This window comes from Streptosporangium sp. NPDC004631 (genome assembly GCF_053601935.1).
Genome location: NZ_JBSGCR010000015.1, coordinates 109,071 through 125,496, shown reverse-complemented (window position 1 = coordinate 125,496; position 16,426 = coordinate 109,071). Strand labels below are relative to the sequence as shown.

Here is a 16,426-nt window from a genome sequence, read left to right as displayed (position 1 = left end):
ATCCAGCCGGTGTCCCACCGCCTGCCCCCGAGCGCTGACCTCACCGATCACGCCGCCGGCCGCCTCCTCAGGCCCTTCGGGGTCTCCCCCGACAACCGGGGGAGACCCTCCACAGGTCAGACCTGGACGTGGCGTTCGATCGCGTCGACGATCTCGTTGATCGCGTCCTCGACCGGGACACCGTTCTTCTGCTCGCCGTTGCGGAAGCGGAAGGAGACCGCGCCGTTGGCGATGTCCTCGTCGCCCGCCAGGAGCATGAACGGCACCTTGGACTTCTGGGCGTTGCGGATCTTCTTCTGCATCCGGTCGTCGGAGGCGTCCACCTCGATCCGGACGCCCCGCTCGCGGGCCTTCTTGGCCACGTCCTGCAGGTAGGGCAGGTGAGCGTCGGCGATCGGGATGCCGACGACCTGCACCGGGGCGAGCCAGGGGGGGAAGGCGCCCGCGTAGTGCTCGACCAGGACGCCGAAGAAGCGCTCGATCGAGCCGAACAGCGCCCGGTGGATCATGACGGGCCGTTGGCGCGAGCCTTCGGCCGCCTGATATTCCAGCTCGAAGAGCTGCGGGAGGTTGAAGTCGAGCTGGATGGTCGACAGCTGCCAGGTGCGGCCGATGGCGTCACGGGCCTGCACGGAGATCTTCGGCCCGTAGAACGCCGCTCCGCCCGGATCGAGGACGAGCTCCAGGTTCTCCGACTCGGCCACCTCGCACAGCGTCTCGGTGGCCTCCTCCCAGTCCTCGTCGGTGCCGACGAACTTGACCGGGTCCTTGGTCGACAGCTCAAGGTAGAAGTCGTCCAGCCCGTAGTCACGGAGCAGATCCAGGACGAACCTGAGCAGCGACTTGAGCTCGTCGCGCATCTGCTCGCGGGTGCAGTAGATGTGCGCGTCGTCCTGGGTCATGCCGCGGACACGGGTCAGGCCGTGGATGACGCCGGACTTCTCGTAGCGGTAGACGGCGCCGAACTCGAACAGCCGAAGCGGCAGCTCACGGTAGGAGCGCCCGCGTGTCCTGAAGATCAGGTTGTGCATCGGGCAGTTCATCGGCTTGAGGTAGTACTTCGCGCCTTCGAGCTCCATGGGCGGGAACATGCCGTCGGCGTACCAGTCCAGGTGGCCGGAGATCTTGTAGAGGTTCTCCTTGGTGATGTGCGGGGTGTTGACGAAGGAGTAACCCGCCTCCTCGTGCCTGCGCCGCGAGTAGTCCTCCATGACGCGGCGGATCACGCCGCCCTTGGGATGGAAGACCGGCAGGCCCGAGCCGAGCTCGTCGGGGAAGGAGAACAGGTCGAGCTCGGCGCCCAGCTTGCGGTGGTCGCGCTTCTCGGCCTCCTCCAGCAGGCGGAGGTACTCGTCCTGCCTGTCGCGCGACTCCCAGGCGGTGCCGTAGATCCGCTGGAGCTGGGGGTTCTTCTCACTGCCCCGCCAGTAGGCGCCGCCGGAGCGCATGAGCTTGAACGCCGGAATGGACCGGGTGGTCGGCACGTGGGGACCCCGGCAGAGGTCCTTCCAGCACAGATCGCCGCTCTTGGGGTCGAGGTTGTCGTAGATGGTCAGCTCGGCGCCGCCCACCTCGACGTTCTCCTCGGCGTCCCCGCCGCCCTTGAGACCGATGAGCTCCAGCTTGTACGGCTCGGCGGCCAGCTCCTCGCGCGCCTCCTCGTCCGACACGCGACGCCGGGAGAAGAGCTGCCCCTGCTTGACGATCTCGCGCATGCGCTTCTCGATGCGCTTGATGTCCTCGGGGGTGAACGGGCTGTCGACGTCGAAGTCGTAGTAGAAGCCGTTCTCGACCGGCGGGCCGATGCCCAGCCGGGCTCCGGGGAAGAGCTCCTGAACGGCCTGGGCCATCACGTGGGCGGCGGAGTGGCGGACGATGGCCCGGCCGTCGGCGCTGCCGACCTCGACCGGCTCGACCACGTCGCCGTCGGAGACCGGCGCCGCCAGGTCCTTCAGCTCGCCGCCGGCCCGGGCGGCGACCACGGAGCGGCCGTCGGCTTCGAGCAGGTCGCCGTAGGTCGTGCCCTCCGCCACCACACGCTCGGCTCCGGCGAGGGTGACACGAAGTTCTGACACGGCCGACACGGTTGCTCCTCGGTAGACGGCGACACTGGGCGTCGGAAAATCCGACCCTGGGTCGATGCTACCGGTGTCCGCCGGCCGTTTTCTCAAGCCGCGACGCCGCCGGAGGCCGCGCCGCGAACCCCGCGACACCGCCGGCGGCCGTATCTCAAGCCCTCCGGCGCCGCCGGGGGCCGAACAGCATCTCAAACGCTCCCGCCACCGGGGCCGGGCCAGGTCTCAGGCGTTCCGGCGCCGCCGGTAGCCGAGCGAGACGAGCTGAGCCCGGGTCCCCTGGAAGACGTTGCGGTCCAGCGGCTGGTGGGAGTACTGGTGGATGGTCCACCTGCGCCACGGCACCGGCACGTCCGGCCGGCCGGTGGGCTGGTCCGGGGCGGCGATCCAGAGGGGATACTCCTCCAGCCCCGCGCAGTTGCCGGCGTAGGCGAACGACAGGAAGGTGTAGACCACCGGCCGTACCCCGGCCTGCGCGGTGACCGCCTGGCACCAGCGGCGGGCGAAGCTCGCCACCCGGCGGGCGGGCAGCCGGTCGTTGGTCTCCAGGTCGAGCGCGAGCAGGTCACCGCGGCGCAGCCCACCCGCCCGTTCCACCGCCCGCAGGAAGTATCGCGCCTGCACCTCGGGGTCGCCCGAGGGGCGGGCGAAGTGGTAGGCCCCGCTGACGATCCAGCTCTCCCTCATCCCGGTCCAGTTGCGGTCGAACCACCGGTCGGCGAAGGTACCCCCCTCCGTCGCCTTGGCGAAGGCGAATGAGACACCGTCGTCCGCGTGCCTGCCCCAATCCACCGCACCTTGCCAGTTGGACACATCGATGCCGTGCAACATGGCGGTCAGGTTATTGACCGGGCTGCGGGGACACACGCCCACCGCGCCCGGTGGCGTACGGCCATTGCACCGGCTTTGGCTAGGCTTGGTCGGCGTGAACGCAGCAGCTCAGACCTCCGGCGCCCACGGCGCCGGCATCGCGACCATCACCTCCGACGGGACCGTCCTCGACACCTGGTTCCCCGCCCCGCAACTGGGCGAGCCCCCATCGGGCGGCAGCAGGCGGCTGACCGAGCGGGAGGCCGTCCAGGCGCTCGGCCCCGAGGCCGCCGGGCTGCTGGGCCCTGACGAGGCCCGAGGCGTGGAGGTGGTGGCCGTGCACACCGGAGTCGCCAAGCTCTCCGAGGCCCCCGCCGACGCGCACGACGCCTACCTGCGCCTCCATCTGCTCTCCGCCCGCCTCGTCCAGCCCCACGGCCAGAACCTGGACGGCCTGTTCGGCCTGCTCAGCAATGTGGTGTGGACCAACCACGGCCCGTGCGCGGTCGAGGGCTTCGAGGCCGTACGGCTGCGCCTGCGCGCCCGCGGCCCGGTGACCGTCCACAGCGTGGACAAGTTCCCCCGGATGACCGACTACGTGATGCCCGGTGGCGTCCGGATCGCCGACGCCGACCGCGTCCGCCTCGGCGCGCACCTGGCCGCCGGCACGACGGTGATGCACGAGGGCTTCGTCAACTTCAACGCCGGGACCCTGGGCACGTCCATGGTCGAGGGCCGCGTCTCGGCGGGCGTGGTCGTGGGCGACGGCTCCGACGTCGGCGGCGGTGCCTCGATCATGGGCACCCTGTCCGGCGGCGGCACGCAGGTCATCTCCATCGGCCGCCGCTGCCTGCTCGGTGCCAACAGCGGCGTCGGCATCTCCCTGGGCGACGACTGCGTGGTGGAGGCCGGCCTCTACGTCACCGCCGGAACCAAGGTCACCCTGCCCGACGGCCGGGTCGCCAAGGCCGTGGAGTTCTCCGGCGCCTCGGGCCTGTTGTTCCGCCGCAACTCCACCTCCGGGGCGGTCGAGGTCGTCCCCCGGCGGGGTGGCGGGGTGGAGCTCAACAGCGCTCTGCACGCCAACGACTGACCGGCGCGCGGAGGTTCGTCTCGCGACCGCGCACCTGACAGGGTTGATCCCACGGACCTCGTACCGATGGGGAGTGGGATGGGCGATCGGGAAGCGGCGCGCGACGAGAGGGCCACGACGGTGGCCGCCCGGTGGATCACCGGTCTGTTCGCGCCACAGGTGCTGGTCATCGGGCTGCCCCCGGCCGTCGGGCTGCTGGCGGACGGCTGGCCCGGCGCGGGGTGGGGGCTGGGGGCCTCGCTGCTGTGCGGCGGGGTTCCAGCCGGGGTGATCATGGCCGGGGTCCGTTCGGGGCGGCTGGACTCCCACCACCTGGTCGACCGCGCGAGCCGGACGAAACCGCTGCTGGTGGCCGTCGGGGCGGTGCTCGTCACGCTGGTGCTGCTGGTCTCCCTGGGCGCGCCCCGGCTGCTGGTCGCCACGGTGACCGCGATGCTGGCCGCGCTCGCGGTGACGGTCCCGATCACGCTCGGCTGGAAGATCTCCTTCCACGCGGCCGTGTCCGCGGGCACCGTGGTGGTGCTCACCAGGGTGCTGCCCGCCGCGCCCGCCCTGGTGGTGGGCGCGCTGGTCGTGGCGGCGGTCTGCTGGGCGCGGGTGCGGCTCGGCCACCACACCCCCGCCCAGGTCACCGCCGGGGTCCTGGTGGGCGCCGGTACCGCCTGGGGCACCCTGGTCGCCTTCGACGCCTGACATGGCGTACCGGGCCGGTTCGGGACACCGGGGTGACCGGGGGCGCGGAGGTGGCGATCTCCGTCTCGCCCGCCGGCCTACAGGCGACTGCCCGGCGCCATCGGGGTGATGCTGAGACGACCGTCTCCGCAGACCTCCGAGGTGAAGGGGATCTCCAGGTGCGCGATCGCGTCCGGCGGGATGATCATCAGCCGTGCCGCGGACGGGCAGGTGGACTCGCGCCTGCCCGGCACCACGGTCCAGTGGATCCTGGCGTGAGCGCTCGCCCCCGGCCGCAGGGTCACCCTGCGCGACGGGACGCTCTCCCTGCGCACCCTGGTGCGCAGCGCGTCACCGTTGCGGTCGAACATGACCAGGCCGACGAAGCCGTAGACCCAGCAGGTCCTCTCCGACGCGTTGGTCAGAACCAGCGGCGCGTACCGCTGCCCCGCCCCCGCGTCCACCTCGCCGACACGCGCCCGGAGCTGCCCGGTACGGCAGCGCCCGGGTGCCGCCTTCCCCGCGGAGAGTCCCTCGGTCCCGGCCGCCGCGCCTGCCGCCCCGGCCGGTACACGCGCGGCCTGGCCGGGTTCCGCCTCCGTGATCTGGGCGCGTTCCCGGGACGTCCGCCGCGCGCGGCCTCCGATCGCCGCCTGGGCGGGCCCCTCGGCCGCGGCCTTCACGCCCGGATCCGCCGGGCGTTCCGCCGATCCCGGGGAACCGGAGCCCGCCGGGGTGAGATCCGCTCCGGGCCGCACAGGTGAGGCGCACGCCGCGACCGCCACCAGCATGGCCGCCGTCACGAGGGAGAGGGCCGGAAGCCGGCCCGGCCTGTTGTTCCGTTTCACATCTCCTTGGACGCGCGCCGTGCTGGTTTTGTTTGCTCCGCGCCGTCCCCGGCGGTCCGAGGGCACGGTCCCCCGTCCCGCGGGAGGCCGTACCGGCGCCGGGGTCAACGGTCGTCCTCGCCGAGAAAGTCGAGCAGGGCCCGGTTGACCTCATCGGGGTGGGTCCAGGCGATGTTGTGCGGGCCGCCGGGGATCTCCACGTAACGGATGTCCTTGACCAGCGCCGGCAGGCGCCTGCCGGTGGCGCCGATGGGCAGGATGCGGTCCTCCTCCCCCTGCACGACCAGGATGGGAACATCGATCCTGGGCAGGTCGTCGCGGAAGTCGGTCAGCCACGCGGTGACGCAGTCCAGCGTGCCCTTGGCCGACGCGTCGGCGGCGACGTTCCAGCTCAGCTGCCACGCCTCGTCGCTGACGCGGGTGCCGCGGAGCTTGTCGACGTTGTAGAAGTCGTCGAGGAACGTCTTCAGATAGGCCGGCCGATCCTCGACGATCGCGCGCTTGATGCCCTCGAACACACTCCCGTCGACCCCCTCGGGGTTGTCGCCGGTCTTGAGCAGGAACGGCGGTACCGGGGCGAGCAGGGCCGCCCTGCTCACCCGGCCGGACCCGTAGGCCGCCAGGTAACGGGTCACCTCACCGGTCCCCATCGAGAAGCCGACCAGCGCGGCGTCGCGCAGGTCGAGCTCCTCCATCAGAACCTTGAGGTCGGCGGCGAGGGTGTCGTAGTCATAGCCGGACGTGGGCCGGCTGGAGTCGCCGAATCCACGGCGGTCATAGGTGACGACACGGTATCCGGCGCCGAGCAGCACCAGGAGTTGCCTCTCCCAGGAGTGGCCGCTCAGGGGGAAGCCGTGGATCAGCACAACCGGTCTTCCCTGGCCGTGATCCTCGTAGTAGAGCTCGACGTTCCCGGAGTTCTCCCTGCCGACGATGACGTAGGGCATGTGGTTCTCCACTCTGATCTGACCGGTTCCCGGGCCGTGTGGTGGCGACGCTCTGACGTGGCCGACCTCCCGGGCGTGTGACGACGGCTCGGTGACCGCTCCTCACACGCACCCGGCGGGGCGGGGCGGTACGGCCGCGCACCCCCTCGGCTCCCGGAGCGGACGGACCGGGACGGCCGGCGTGACGATGGTTTCCGGCATCGTCTCGCCCCAACCCTGGGCACGGGCAATATCGGAGTAAGCGCCCCCGCGCGCAGTATGCCCGCCGGCATCGACCTCGCTCAACAATGAGCCGCACATCTCTACCGAACAATTGTTTCCCAACAACCCCATTTACGACAATTAACCTAACTCAAGCTCTTTCGATGGCTCATATCGGGCATCACCTCCCCGCTGAGGAATTTGCGGTCCCGCCAGACCAGACCGCCTGATCAGCAAAGGAGATGGTTACCATGTCCATCGGAATTCGCCGGGCGATCGTAGTCGGCGCCGCCACCATCGCAATGGTCGGCGGCGCGATGAACACGGCTGACGCGGCCTCAACCGGCTCGGCCTCCGCGAAGACGCCAACCACGTCCCAGACCAAGCCATGCCAGAAGGACAAGAACTGCGCGAGAGGGTACAGCGACGGATACACCGCCGGCGTACGATCCTGCAAAGCAGGCGGCGGGGGCGGCGGAGGAGGCGGTGGCGGTGGTGGAGGCGGCGCCGGCTTCGGGGAATATCAGCGCGGATTCGATCTAGGATTCAAGCACGCTCGCGCCAAGTACTGCCACTAACCCCAAGACGAATAGACGTCGACAAACAGAGCGGAAAGGGTCATTGGCGGTAAATTCGCCATACCCCTTTCCGCTCCGTCTTGGCACGCCGACCGCGGCGGAGCAAGGGAGTGTGTACCGAAGGTGTGTACCACTAGTACACTTCTGGCGTGAACATCACCCTCGTCAAAGCCGCGGGCACCATCCTTGCCTCGATCCTCCTCAGCCATCCCCTGTGGGCGCCGCAGTGGGGCCGCGGAATCCTAGGCGAGATCGGCGCACAGGGAATGCCCGGCGCGCTCATCGCCGTCGCCGTCTTCTTCGGACTCGTCGCCCTGTACTGCCGCGCCCTCCAGCGCACGATGACGGCGGTGCGGCCCGCCGCCAGGACCGCGTCCCCCGCCTCGGTCTGGTGGATGTTCGCCATCCCCTACAACTTCACCGAGGACTTCTTCATCGTGCGAACCGTCACCGCCTCACTGACCGCCGACGGGCATGTGCCAGGCGGATTCATCCGCTGGTGGACCGCCCTCGGCTACAGCTGGTGCACGCTCCAGATCCTGTCGCTCTTCCCCGGGGCGGCCGGATACATCGGCGGAGCAGTCGCCCTCCCCCTGTGGGCGGCACACTGGATCATGACGGTCCGCGTCAACCGCGTGCTCGGCGGCCGGCGGCAGGTCACCCCGCTCCCCCACAGCCTCTAGGGAAACCGATGCCACTTCCCCGCTTCAACCGACTGCCGGCCGACACCCGAGCCGCCATCCTCGCGGTGGCCCGTACCCACTTCGCCCGTGACGGCAAGGACGCCGCGTCGTTCAACCGGATCATCGCCGAGGCCCGCATCTCGAAGACGTCCGCCTACCACTATTTCGACGGCAAGGACGACCTCTTCGGCGCCGTCGTCGCCGAAGCGGCCGCCCGTACACTCGCCGCGCTCGGCCCCTGGACCGATGTGGCAACCGAGGAGGAACTGTGGGACCAACTGGCGGCGGGCACAGCACGACTGGTCGCGCACCTGCGCGGACATCCGGATGACCGGGCGGTCCTCGCCGGGCAGCCGCGTCTCGGCGGCGACTCCTGGATCCGGGGGCTCGTCGCCAACGGCGTGAAGATCGGCCTGATCGCCCCTGACCCGAGTGCCGAACTGGTCGCCGTGGCGACCGTCGGGGTCTTCGGCGCCCTCGACGCGTGGGCGCTCGACCATCCAAGCGATTTCGACCGGTCCGTCACCGACGTGCTCGGGGTGTTCCTCGCACGGCTCTGGGGCGCGGGCGACCATCGCCCGGGGACCGGCCCAGGGACCGCAGCGGGGACCGAAGGCCCACCCCTCAGCCACGTTGACCCACGCGGGCAAGGGACCACGACCAGCCCGTGAACCGTTCCCGCGACGGCGGACAACCCGGGCTTTCCCCTTGTCCGGCTCTCACACCCCCGGATGGCAGGCTTACCCGCACTCGGGTGCTCCACCATGCTCGTCACAGAAACGACCTTGGAAGTAGTTATATATACAACCACTTTTCAAGATCACCTCCGCTGGCCGCACACCGACTCATGCCGGAAATATTTGAACCTGTCGACAACGGTTCGGGGGAGCCGTCAGGGGCGCTGCCGGCAATTCCCCTCCAGACTCGGCGGCACTTTGTTCCGTCCGTTTTGGGAACTCAGGAGGGCGTATGGCTGACATTCGGGGTCCGCCCCGCGCGAGAGGTGACCCCCGTGCGCGAGATGTCATGATGATCGCATGGCAAGTCACGAAGCCTCGGTGATCGTGCTGACCGGTCCTCCGGGAGCCGGCAAGTCGACCGTCGCCAGGCTCCTCAGCGATGAACTGACGCCGAGCGTCCATCTGCACACCGATGACTTCTGGGCGTTCATCCGGCAGGGCCGTGTGGCCCCGTATCTGCCGGAGTCCAAACGGCAGAACGAGGTCGTCATGAGCGTCCTGGTCGCCTGCGCGTTCGGATACGCCGCGGGCGGCTATCAGGTGGTCGTCGACGGCATCGTTGGCCCCTGGTTCGTCGACCTGTTCCGCGACGAGGCCGCCACCGGGAAGATCGCACTGCACTACGTCGTGCTCCGCCCCGATCGAGAGACCACCCTGGCGCGGGCGGTCGGACGCGATGAGGGCGCGCTGACCGACCCCGGTCCGGTGCTCCACATGTTCGACCAGTTCGGCGAACTTGGAGCCTTCGATCACCATGTGCTCGACTCGACCGGCATGAGCCCCGCCCAGACCATGCGCGCGGTCCGGCGCGGCCTGGCCGAGGAGGCCTTCCTCCTCAGACCTGACCCGCTGTAGACACCGGCAACGATGACTCCCCATCACGCCCCGACCTGTCCGCCCCAGTACGGACAGGAGATCGAGCTCTCGGCCGGATTCGAACCGGCGCCCCGCCGCCGGCCGCGTCCTCATCAACCGGCACGGCGAGGGTCGTGATCTCGCTCTCCCGAAAATCTCCCAAGAGGCTCCGCGGGCACGAAAAAACCCGGCGGACCGTGTAGTCCACCGGGCCTTTACCTGCGTCTACCATGTGTGGGCGATACTGGGATCGAACCAGTGACCTCTTCGGTGTGAACGAAGCGCTCTCCCGCTGAGCTAATCGCCCGCCCCGTCTGGCTCCTCTCGGGGCCGACGTGAAAACCATACAGCAATCCGGAGGCGCTGGCGAAGCGACGTCCGCACCGAAAAAGATCTTGGGAGGCGACACGGTCGGGAATCAAACGTCGGAGGATGCGTCCGGCGGGGGGCTACGGTGTCATAGCATCGTCCTGATCCGCAGAAGCACCGTACGACCCAGGCTCAACCTCTATCGCCCGAGACGCCCCCCAGGGGGAGTCGACGGTGACCAAAACGATACGCAAAACCCTTGCAAATATGGCCCTGTTGGTGATGTTTAGCCAGGTAGACGCCCAAATGTCGCGCTGTGATGTGTGTTACAGAAGGGCCCGGAGGCGGAATCTTTCCTACAGGTTTCTTTGTTCCGCGTCATAGCTCGGGACAGAGAGAGTCCGCCAGAGCAGTGAAAGCCCCGAAGAGGGGACCGACGACGAAAAAGGTTTGGCTGACGATGAACAGCTCCACCGTCTCTGCCGAGCTTGGCCTTCGGCTTGTGGTCCCCGACCGTACCACCGTCCCCCTGCTCGCCGGGCTCAGCTACACAGCCGATGATCCCTACGCGATCAGAATGGCCTTCCACGTGGGGAACGACGAACCGGTCGAGTGGATCTTCGCTCGCGAGTTGCTGACGGTCGGCATCGTACGGCGGGTCGGCGACGGCGATGTCCAGGTGTGGCCGGCGCGCGCCGACGGCGAGCGCACGCTGCACATCAGTCTCACCTCGCCGTTCGGGCAGGCCCTGTTCGAGGTGCCGCTGGCACCGCTCACCGACTTCCTGCACCGGACGTACGACCTGGTCCCGGCCGGTCGCGAGACCGACTTCATGGACCTCGACGCCGAGCTGAGCAACATGCTCTGGAGTTCCTGAGCCCGGCCTTCGCATCTAGGGCCCCCGGAGCAGCTTCCGCATCCGGGCGATCTCGACGCCCTGTCCCGAGACGACGTCCTGGGCGATGGCCAGCATGACCCGGTCGGCCCCCTGACGGAGCCGGCTCCCGGCCATCCGAAGCGCCTCCTCGTGATGGGCGATCATCAGGCGCAGGAAGAGCCGGTCGAAGGCCTCGCCCCTGGCGGCCCTGAGGCGGTTCATCTGCTCCAGTGTGACCGCTCTGTGGTCGCCGTGCCCTCCCGGAGCGCGGCCCACCGACGTCAGCCAGGACGTCATGGCCGCGATCTCGGGCCGCTGCGCGGCGGTGATCCGCCCGGCGAGCCCGCGTACCTCCGGTGACGACGTCCTGGGCGGGACCAGCGCCGCGATCTCCAGCGCCTGCCGGTGGTGCGGAATCATGCCCTCGGCGAAGCGCACATCGGCCGCCGTCACCCGCGCCTCCGAATCACCCAGGCGCTCGCCCGGCCTTGCCGTACGGCCGGCGTCACCCGGCCCACCGGGAACGATCACCGGTGCGCCGGTGCCCGCGACCAACGGGGTCCGTCCCTCCAGGTCGCCCGCGCAACCGGGAAGGAGCGCGGCCGCCACGATCACGGTGGTCACCCCGTACCACAAACGCACCCTTCGCATACCTCCAATAATGGGTCAAGATAACCGACACAACGGGGGGCACTGTGCGATGGATCGCGGCATTCGGGCTGGCGGTGCTGCTTCTGACGGCCGGGTGCGGCGCCGATCCGGGGGAGTCGGTCTCGTGGGCCGCCGGCTCCACACCGCCGGCCGTGCGGACCACCGGGGACGCCGTACACAGCTCCAACATCACCCACCTGGCGAACGTGCCGCCAGGGGCCCCGCTGGACGGTCCCCAGTCATGGGGCACCGACCTGGCCTTTCAGGACGATCACGTGTTCGTCGGCAACTTCGACGGTTTCACCGTACTCGACGTGTCCGATCCGGCCAGGCCGTCCGTGGTCAGCCGGGTGCTCTGCCCCGGTGAGCAGAACGACGTCTCGGTGAGCGGGAACCTGCTGTTCCTGTCCGTCGACTCCCCGCGCGGCGGGCCGGAGTGCGGCGGGGGGCGGAGCCCGCGGGAGGAGGCCGGGGACGGTGACGGCGGGACCTGGGAGGGGATCCGGATCTTCGACATCGCGGACAGGGCCCATCCGAGGTTCGTGTCGGCGGTCGCCACGGAGTGCGGCTCGCACACCCACACCCTCGTACCCGGAAAAACCGGGGAGACGGTCTACCTCTACGTCTCCTCCGCCGGACCGATGCCGGAATCGCCGACCTGCCCGCCCCCGCACAACAACATCTCGGTGGTCGAGGTGCCCACCGGGAACCCGGCCTCGGCCAGGGTGGTCTCGCAGCCGGTGCTCTCCGAGGAGACGGACCGCGAGGGCGGTTGCCATGACGTCACGGTCTATCCGGAGAAGAACCTGGCCGCGGCCGCCTGCTTCGGCGACGGGATCCTGCTGGACATCGCCGACCGGGTGAACCCCAAGGTGATCCAGCGCGTGCGCGACAGGGAGAACTTCTCCATCTGGCACTCGGCCACGTTCAACAACACCGCCACCAAGGTCGTCTTCGGCGACGAGCTGGGGGGCGGCATGAGCGCCACCTGCGACTCCGGTACGCCGAGAACCCACGGGGCGAACGCCGTGTACGACCTGGGCGAGGATCGCACGCTCACCCTCCGCGGCTATTTCAAGATCCCCAGGGAGCAGCAGCCCGACGAGAACTGCGTGGCGCACAACGGAGCGCTGCTACCGGTTCCCGGCAGGGACATCATGGTGCAGTCCTGGTATCAGGGCGGGGTGTCGGTCTGGGACTTCACCGACACGGCGAACCCCCGGGAGATCGGCTTCTTCGAGCGCGGCCCGGTCGACGCGGTCGCCGGCTCGTGGTCGGCCTACTACTACAACGGCCACATCTACTCCAGCGACATCACCCGGGGGCTGGACGTGCTCCGGATCGACGACCCGCTGACCGATCCGGCCAAGAAGGTCACCGTAGAGGCGCTGAACGCCCAGACCCAGATGTCCTATCCGGAGTGATCCGGAAGGTGGCCGGAGCGGTCCAGACCGAGAGGTCACGGGTCGAGGTCGGCCGCGCTCCGCTCGGCGAAGACCCGCATGGCCTTGGCGGTGATCGGGCCGGGGGCGGCCGGCAGCACGGTCCGGTCGACGGCGCGGATCGGCTGGATGTCGCGGGTGGTGGAGGTCAGGAACGCCTCGTCGGCCTCGTAGAGGGCCGACAGCGGGACATCCTCCTGGTAACCGCCGCACCATTCGAGGGTGAGCGCCCGGGTGACCCCGGCCAGGCAGCCGGAGGCCGTCGTGGGAGTGATCAGGCGGCCCTCTCGCACGATGAAGACGTTGCTGCCTGTGCCCTCGCAGAGGTCGCCCGCCAGGTTTTCGAAGATCGCCTCACCACCGCCCGCGGCCTTGGCGTACAGGAGCGCCTTGACGTTCTCGCCGTAGGAGGTGCTCTTCACACCGGTGAGCGCACCGTGCTCGTTGCGGGGCCACGGCACGACGACGACGCCGGCGGTGGCCGGGAACGGCCGCTGCTCACCGGCGATCACCACGGTGGTGCAGCCCTGGTCGCCCCGGTCGGAGCCCAGCGGGCCAAGACCGCCGGTGTAGGTGATGCGGACCCGGCCGAGCGGCCAGGGGGGCGCCTCCGCCAGGCAGGCCCGCACCCCCGAGGCGATCGCCTCGACGTCAGGCTCGGGCAGGTCCATACGCCGGGCCGACAGGCGGAGCCGGTCCAGGTGGCGGGTGAGCGCGAAGGGGACGCCGTTCACGGACTTGACGGTCTCGAACACGCCGTCCCCGACCATCAGGCCGTGGTCGAACACCGAGACGGTCGCCTGGTCGGGCCGGACCAGCCGCCCGTCGACCCACACGGGTACGTTCATCGACTTCCTCCCGAAACTGCTGAATCCGATGTGGAGGCGAGCGCGATGAGCCGGGCGGCCTTCAACTCGGTCTCGTCCCACTCCCGGCGCGGGTCGCTGCCCCAGGTTATGCCCGCGCCGGTGCCGAAACGGATTTCGTCGGACGAGAACCAGAAGGTGCGGATCCCCACGGCCAGGGATGCCCGGCGCCGGTCGGCATCGACCCAGCCCACGGCTCCACAGTACGGCCCGCGAGGCTCGGGTTCGAGTTCATTGATGACACGCAGCGCGGAAGATTTCGGGGCTCCGGTTACCGAACCTGGAGGAAACGTCGCACCGAACAGCTCGGGCCAGCCGAACTCCGGGGCGAGCCGGGCCCGGACCGTGGAGACCAGGTGCACCAGGCCCGGATGCTCCTCGACCTCGCACAGCGCGGGCACGCTCACCGATCCGACCTCGGCGACCCGGCCCAGGTCGTTGCGGACCAGGTCGACGATCATCACGTTCTCCGCGTAGTCCTTCTCCAGCAGGTCCTCCACGGTGACCCCGGTGCCCTTGATCGGCCTGGACTCGATCACGTCGCCGTCCCTGGACAGGTAGAGCTCCGGGGAGGCCGACACCACGCTCAGCCCGGGCAGGCTCACCGTGGCGGCGTAGGGGGCGGGGTTGCCCTCGGCCAGGCGTACGGCCAGCGCCACCGGGTCCGGATCCGGTGGCAGCGGCGCGGTCAGCACCCGGCACAGGTTGGCCTGATACACCTCACCCCGCTCGATGTGGTCACGGATGCGGCGTACGCCGTCCTCGTAGGCGGTCCGGTTCAGCGAGCTCCGCCACGACGAGGGGTGCGGCCCGCGCCAGGGACTCCGTGGCACGGGCAGCGGCGCGGGCCGGACGTCGTCGAACCTGGCGCAGGTGACCTTGCCCTCGTAGTCGACCACCACGGCCCACCACCCCTGGCCGTCGAGCGCGGCCAGGTCGGTGGTGACGTCGCGGAGCCGGGTGGCCAGACGGCCCCCTATATGAGCAAATGGGTCATACACCCCGCTATTGTCCCGCCGCGCCGGCCGAAAGGCGCACCGATGGTGCGGCAAGGGCGGAAACCCCGCTATCCCAGCGGGCCGGTGACCCCCTCGGCCGCGGCGACGACGGCGTTGTCCGCGACGAGCCGGACCACCGACTCGATCTCCGGGGCGAGGAAGCGGTCCGGGCCGGGGCCGGGGACCACCTGGCGCAGGGCGGCGACCACGGCTCCGGTCGCGGGTGCCGGCCGGTGTGGCGCGCGCAGGTCGAGCGCCCGGGCCGCGGTGAGGATCTCCACCGCGAGCACCCGGGTGAGGCCGTCCACCGAGCGGCGCAGCTTACGCCCGGCCGACCAGCCCATGGAGACGTGGTCCTCCTGCATGGCCGAACTCGGGATGGAGTCCACGCTGGCGGGCACGGCCAGACGCTTGAGCTCGGAGACGATCGAGGCCTGGGTGTACTGGGCGATCATGTGGCCGGAGTCCACGCCGGGGTCGTCGGCGAGGAAGGCCGGCAGGCCGTGGCTGCGGGCCACGTCGAGCATGCGGTCGGTACGGCGCTCGGAGATGCTCGCCATGTCCGCGACCGCGATGGCCAGGAAGTCGAGCACGTAGCCCACCGGGGCGCCGTGGAAGTTGCCGTTGGACTCCACCCTGCCGTCGGCCAGGATCACCGGGTTGTCGATCACGGAGACGAGCTCGCGAGCGGCGACCGCGGCGGCGTGCGCGAGGGTGTCGCGGGCGGCTCCGGCGACCTGCGGGGCGCAGCGCAGCGAGTAGGCGTCCTGGACTCGGGTGCAGGTGCCGTCCCGGTGAGAGTCCATGATCCCTGAGTCCTTGAGCAGGGCCCGGAGGTTGGCGGCGCTGGCCGCCTGCCCCGGATGCGGGCGGAGTGCCTGCAGGTCGGCGGCGAAGACCCTGTCGGTGCCCAGCAGCGCCTCCACGCTCATGGCCGCGGCGACGTCGGCGGTCCTGAGGAGGCGGCCGAGGTCGTTCATGGCCAGGATCAGCATGCCGAGCATGCCGTCGGTGCCGTTGATGAGGGCCAGCCCCTCCTTGGCCGCCAGCTCGACGGGCTCGATGCCCGCGCGCTTGAGCGCCTCGGGGGCGTCCACCAGGTCACCCGAGGCGTCGCGGACGACGCCCTCCCCCATGATCGTGAGGGCCACGTGGGAGAGCGGCGCCAGGTCTCCTGAGCAGCCGAGACTGCCGTACTCGTGCACCACCGGGGTGATCTGGGCGTTGAGCAGGCTCATGAGCACCTCCGCGGTCCTCGGCCGGACGCCCGTGTGACCGGTGGCCAGGGTGCGCAGGCGGAGCAGCATCAGCGCCCGGACGGCCTCGGTCTCCACCTCGGGCCCGGATCCGGCGGCGTGCGAGCGGATCAGGGAGCGCTGCAGCCGGGCGCGGAGTGAGGGTTCGATGTGCCGGGTGGCCAGGGCGCCGAACCCGGTCGACACCCCGTAGGCGGGGGTGGGGCTCTCGGCGAGCTCGTCCACCCGGGTGCGGGCCGAGGCCATGACCGCCACGGCCTCGTCGGTGAGCCTTACCTCGGCGCCGTACCGGGCCACCCTGACGACCTCGTCGAAGCTCAGCGGCTCCGGCCCGATGTTCACTACCGCGTTGTTGCCCATGGTGCCACTCTCTCGGATCAGGTAACTGGCGTATGCGATGTTAGCTCCTTACCGGAAGCTCGTTACAAGGCGATCCACCCCCGGCCGCCCGGCTCGGCGGCTCCCGGGGTCCGAGGGCGGCGGGGCCGGTGACAGGGCCGGCGGACTCCCGGATCAGGGTGAGGG

At 69.9% G+C, this 16,426-nt stretch carries 16 protein-coding genes and 1 tRNA gene; 7 read left to right on the top strand and 10 right to left on the bottom strand.

The annotated features are described in order from the left end of the window. Positions 1-116: 116 nt before the first annotated feature. Positions 117-2,084: a threonine--tRNA ligase gene (gene thrS / locus ACWEF2_RS17620; protein ID WP_453816375.1), complete on the bottom strand. Its 1,968-nt coding sequence runs from the start codon at positions 2,082-2,084 to the stop codon at positions 117-119. A gap of 216 nt (positions 2,085-2,300) precedes the next feature. Continuing rightward, on the bottom strand, positions 2,301-2,906 hold the full coding sequence (locus ACWEF2_RS17615) for a glycoside hydrolase family 25 protein (protein WP_453816374.1): 606 nt from the start codon (positions 2,904-2,906) through the stop codon (positions 2,301-2,303). A gap of 94 nt (positions 2,907-3,000) precedes the next feature. On the opposite strand from ACWEF2_RS17615, the gene dapD reads away from it, so the two are divergent. Both dapD and ACWEF2_RS17605 read left to right on the top strand, forming a co-directional pair. Beyond that, complete coding sequence (dapD, locus tag ACWEF2_RS17610; RefSeq protein ID WP_453816372.1) at positions 3,001-3,978, top strand: 2,3,4,5-tetrahydropyridine-2,6-dicarboxylate N-succinyltransferase; 978 nt, start codon at positions 3,001-3,003, stop codon at positions 3,976-3,978. Between the two features lie 78 nt (positions 3,979-4,056). Then, the gene (locus ACWEF2_RS17605; protein ID WP_453816370.1) at positions 4,057-4,671 is read left to right on the top strand and encodes a phosphatase PAP2 family protein; all 615 of its coding nucleotides are present in this window, start codon (positions 4,057-4,059) and stop codon (positions 4,669-4,671) included. Positions 4,672-4,748: 77 nt separating this feature from the next. Here ACWEF2_RS17605 and ACWEF2_RS17600 read toward each other — a convergent pair whose 3' ends face one another. From ACWEF2_RS17600 to ACWEF2_RS17590, 3 genes are all read right to left on the bottom strand, one after another. Continuing rightward, positions 4,749-5,498: a DUF4232 domain-containing protein gene (locus ACWEF2_RS17600; RefSeq protein WP_453816368.1), complete on the bottom strand. Its 750-nt coding sequence runs from the start codon at positions 5,496-5,498 to the stop codon at positions 4,749-4,751. Between the two features lie 104 nt (positions 5,499-5,602). After that, positions 5,603-6,445: an alpha/beta fold hydrolase gene (locus tag ACWEF2_RS17595; protein ID WP_453816366.1), complete on the bottom strand. Its 843-nt coding sequence runs from the start codon at positions 6,443-6,445 to the stop codon at positions 5,603-5,605. A 382-nt stretch (positions 6,446-6,827) separates the two neighbouring features. Beyond that, positions 6,828-7,082, bottom strand: a complete 255-nt coding sequence (locus ACWEF2_RS17590) for a hypothetical protein (protein ID WP_453816364.1) — start codon at positions 7,080-7,082, stop codon at positions 6,828-6,830. A 291-nt stretch (positions 7,083-7,373) separates the two neighbouring features. On the opposite strand from ACWEF2_RS17590, the gene ACWEF2_RS17585 reads away from it, so the two are divergent. From ACWEF2_RS17585 to ACWEF2_RS17575, 3 genes are all read left to right on the top strand, one after another. After that, on the top strand, positions 7,374-7,907 hold the full coding sequence (locus ACWEF2_RS17585; RefSeq protein ID WP_453816362.1) for a hypothetical protein: 534 nt from the start codon (positions 7,374-7,376) through the stop codon (positions 7,905-7,907). Between the two features lie 8 nt (positions 7,908-7,915). After that, on the top strand, positions 7,916-8,578 hold the full coding sequence (locus ACWEF2_RS17580; protein WP_453816360.1) for a TetR/AcrR family transcriptional regulator: 663 nt from the start codon (positions 7,916-7,918) through the stop codon (positions 8,576-8,578). Between the two features lie 366 nt (positions 8,579-8,944). Further along, a complete protein-coding gene (locus ACWEF2_RS17575) occupies positions 8,945-9,502 on the top strand; it encodes an AAA family ATPase (RefSeq protein ID WP_453816358.1) in 558 nt (185 codons plus the stop codon). A gap of 235 nt (positions 9,503-9,737) precedes the next feature. Here ACWEF2_RS17575 and ACWEF2_RS17570 read toward each other — a convergent pair. Continuing rightward, positions 9,738-9,809, bottom strand: a tRNA-Val gene (locus ACWEF2_RS17570). Between the two features lie 462 nt (positions 9,810-10,271). Here ACWEF2_RS17570 and ACWEF2_RS17565 point away from each other — a divergent pair. After that, a complete protein-coding gene (locus tag ACWEF2_RS17565; protein ID WP_355598152.1) occupies positions 10,272-10,688 on the top strand; it encodes an SsgA family sporulation/cell division regulator in 417 nt (138 codons plus the stop codon). 15 nt (positions 10,689-10,703) lie between these two features. Here ACWEF2_RS17565 and ACWEF2_RS17560 read toward each other — a convergent pair whose 3' ends face one another. Then, a complete protein-coding gene (locus ACWEF2_RS17560; protein ID WP_453816356.1) occupies positions 10,704-11,339 on the bottom strand; it encodes a DUF305 domain-containing protein in 636 nt (211 codons plus the stop codon). 53 nt (positions 11,340-11,392) lie between these two features. On the opposite strand from ACWEF2_RS17560, the gene ACWEF2_RS17555 reads away from it, so the two are divergent. Continuing rightward, positions 11,393-12,763: an LVIVD repeat-containing protein gene (locus ACWEF2_RS17555; RefSeq protein WP_453816427.1), complete on the top strand. Its 1,371-nt coding sequence runs from the start codon at positions 11,393-11,395 to the stop codon at positions 12,761-12,763. Between the two features lie 35 nt (positions 12,764-12,798). Here ACWEF2_RS17555 and ACWEF2_RS17550 read toward each other — a convergent pair whose 3' ends face one another. The 3 genes from ACWEF2_RS17550 to hutH form a co-directional block, all read right to left on the bottom strand. After that, positions 12,799-13,629 carry an aminotransferase class IV gene (locus tag ACWEF2_RS17550; protein ID WP_453816354.1) on the bottom strand — a complete coding sequence of 277 codons (831 nt, stop codon included), beginning with the start codon at positions 13,627-13,629 and terminating at the stop codon, positions 12,799-12,801. Next, a complete protein-coding gene (locus ACWEF2_RS17545) occupies positions 13,626-14,648 on the bottom strand; it encodes a chorismate-binding protein (RefSeq protein WP_453816352.1) in 1,023 nt (340 codons plus the stop codon). Before ACWEF2_RS17545 ends, ACWEF2_RS17550 begins: the two co-directional genes overlap by 4 nt. Positions 14,649-14,713: 65 nt before the next feature. Continuing rightward, positions 14,714-16,261 carry a histidine ammonia-lyase gene (gene hutH / locus ACWEF2_RS17540; RefSeq protein ID WP_453816350.1) on the bottom strand — a complete coding sequence of 516 codons (1,548 nt, stop codon included), beginning with the start codon at positions 16,259-16,261 and terminating at the stop codon, positions 14,714-14,716. Between the last annotated feature and the right edge of the window lie 165 nt (positions 16,262-16,426).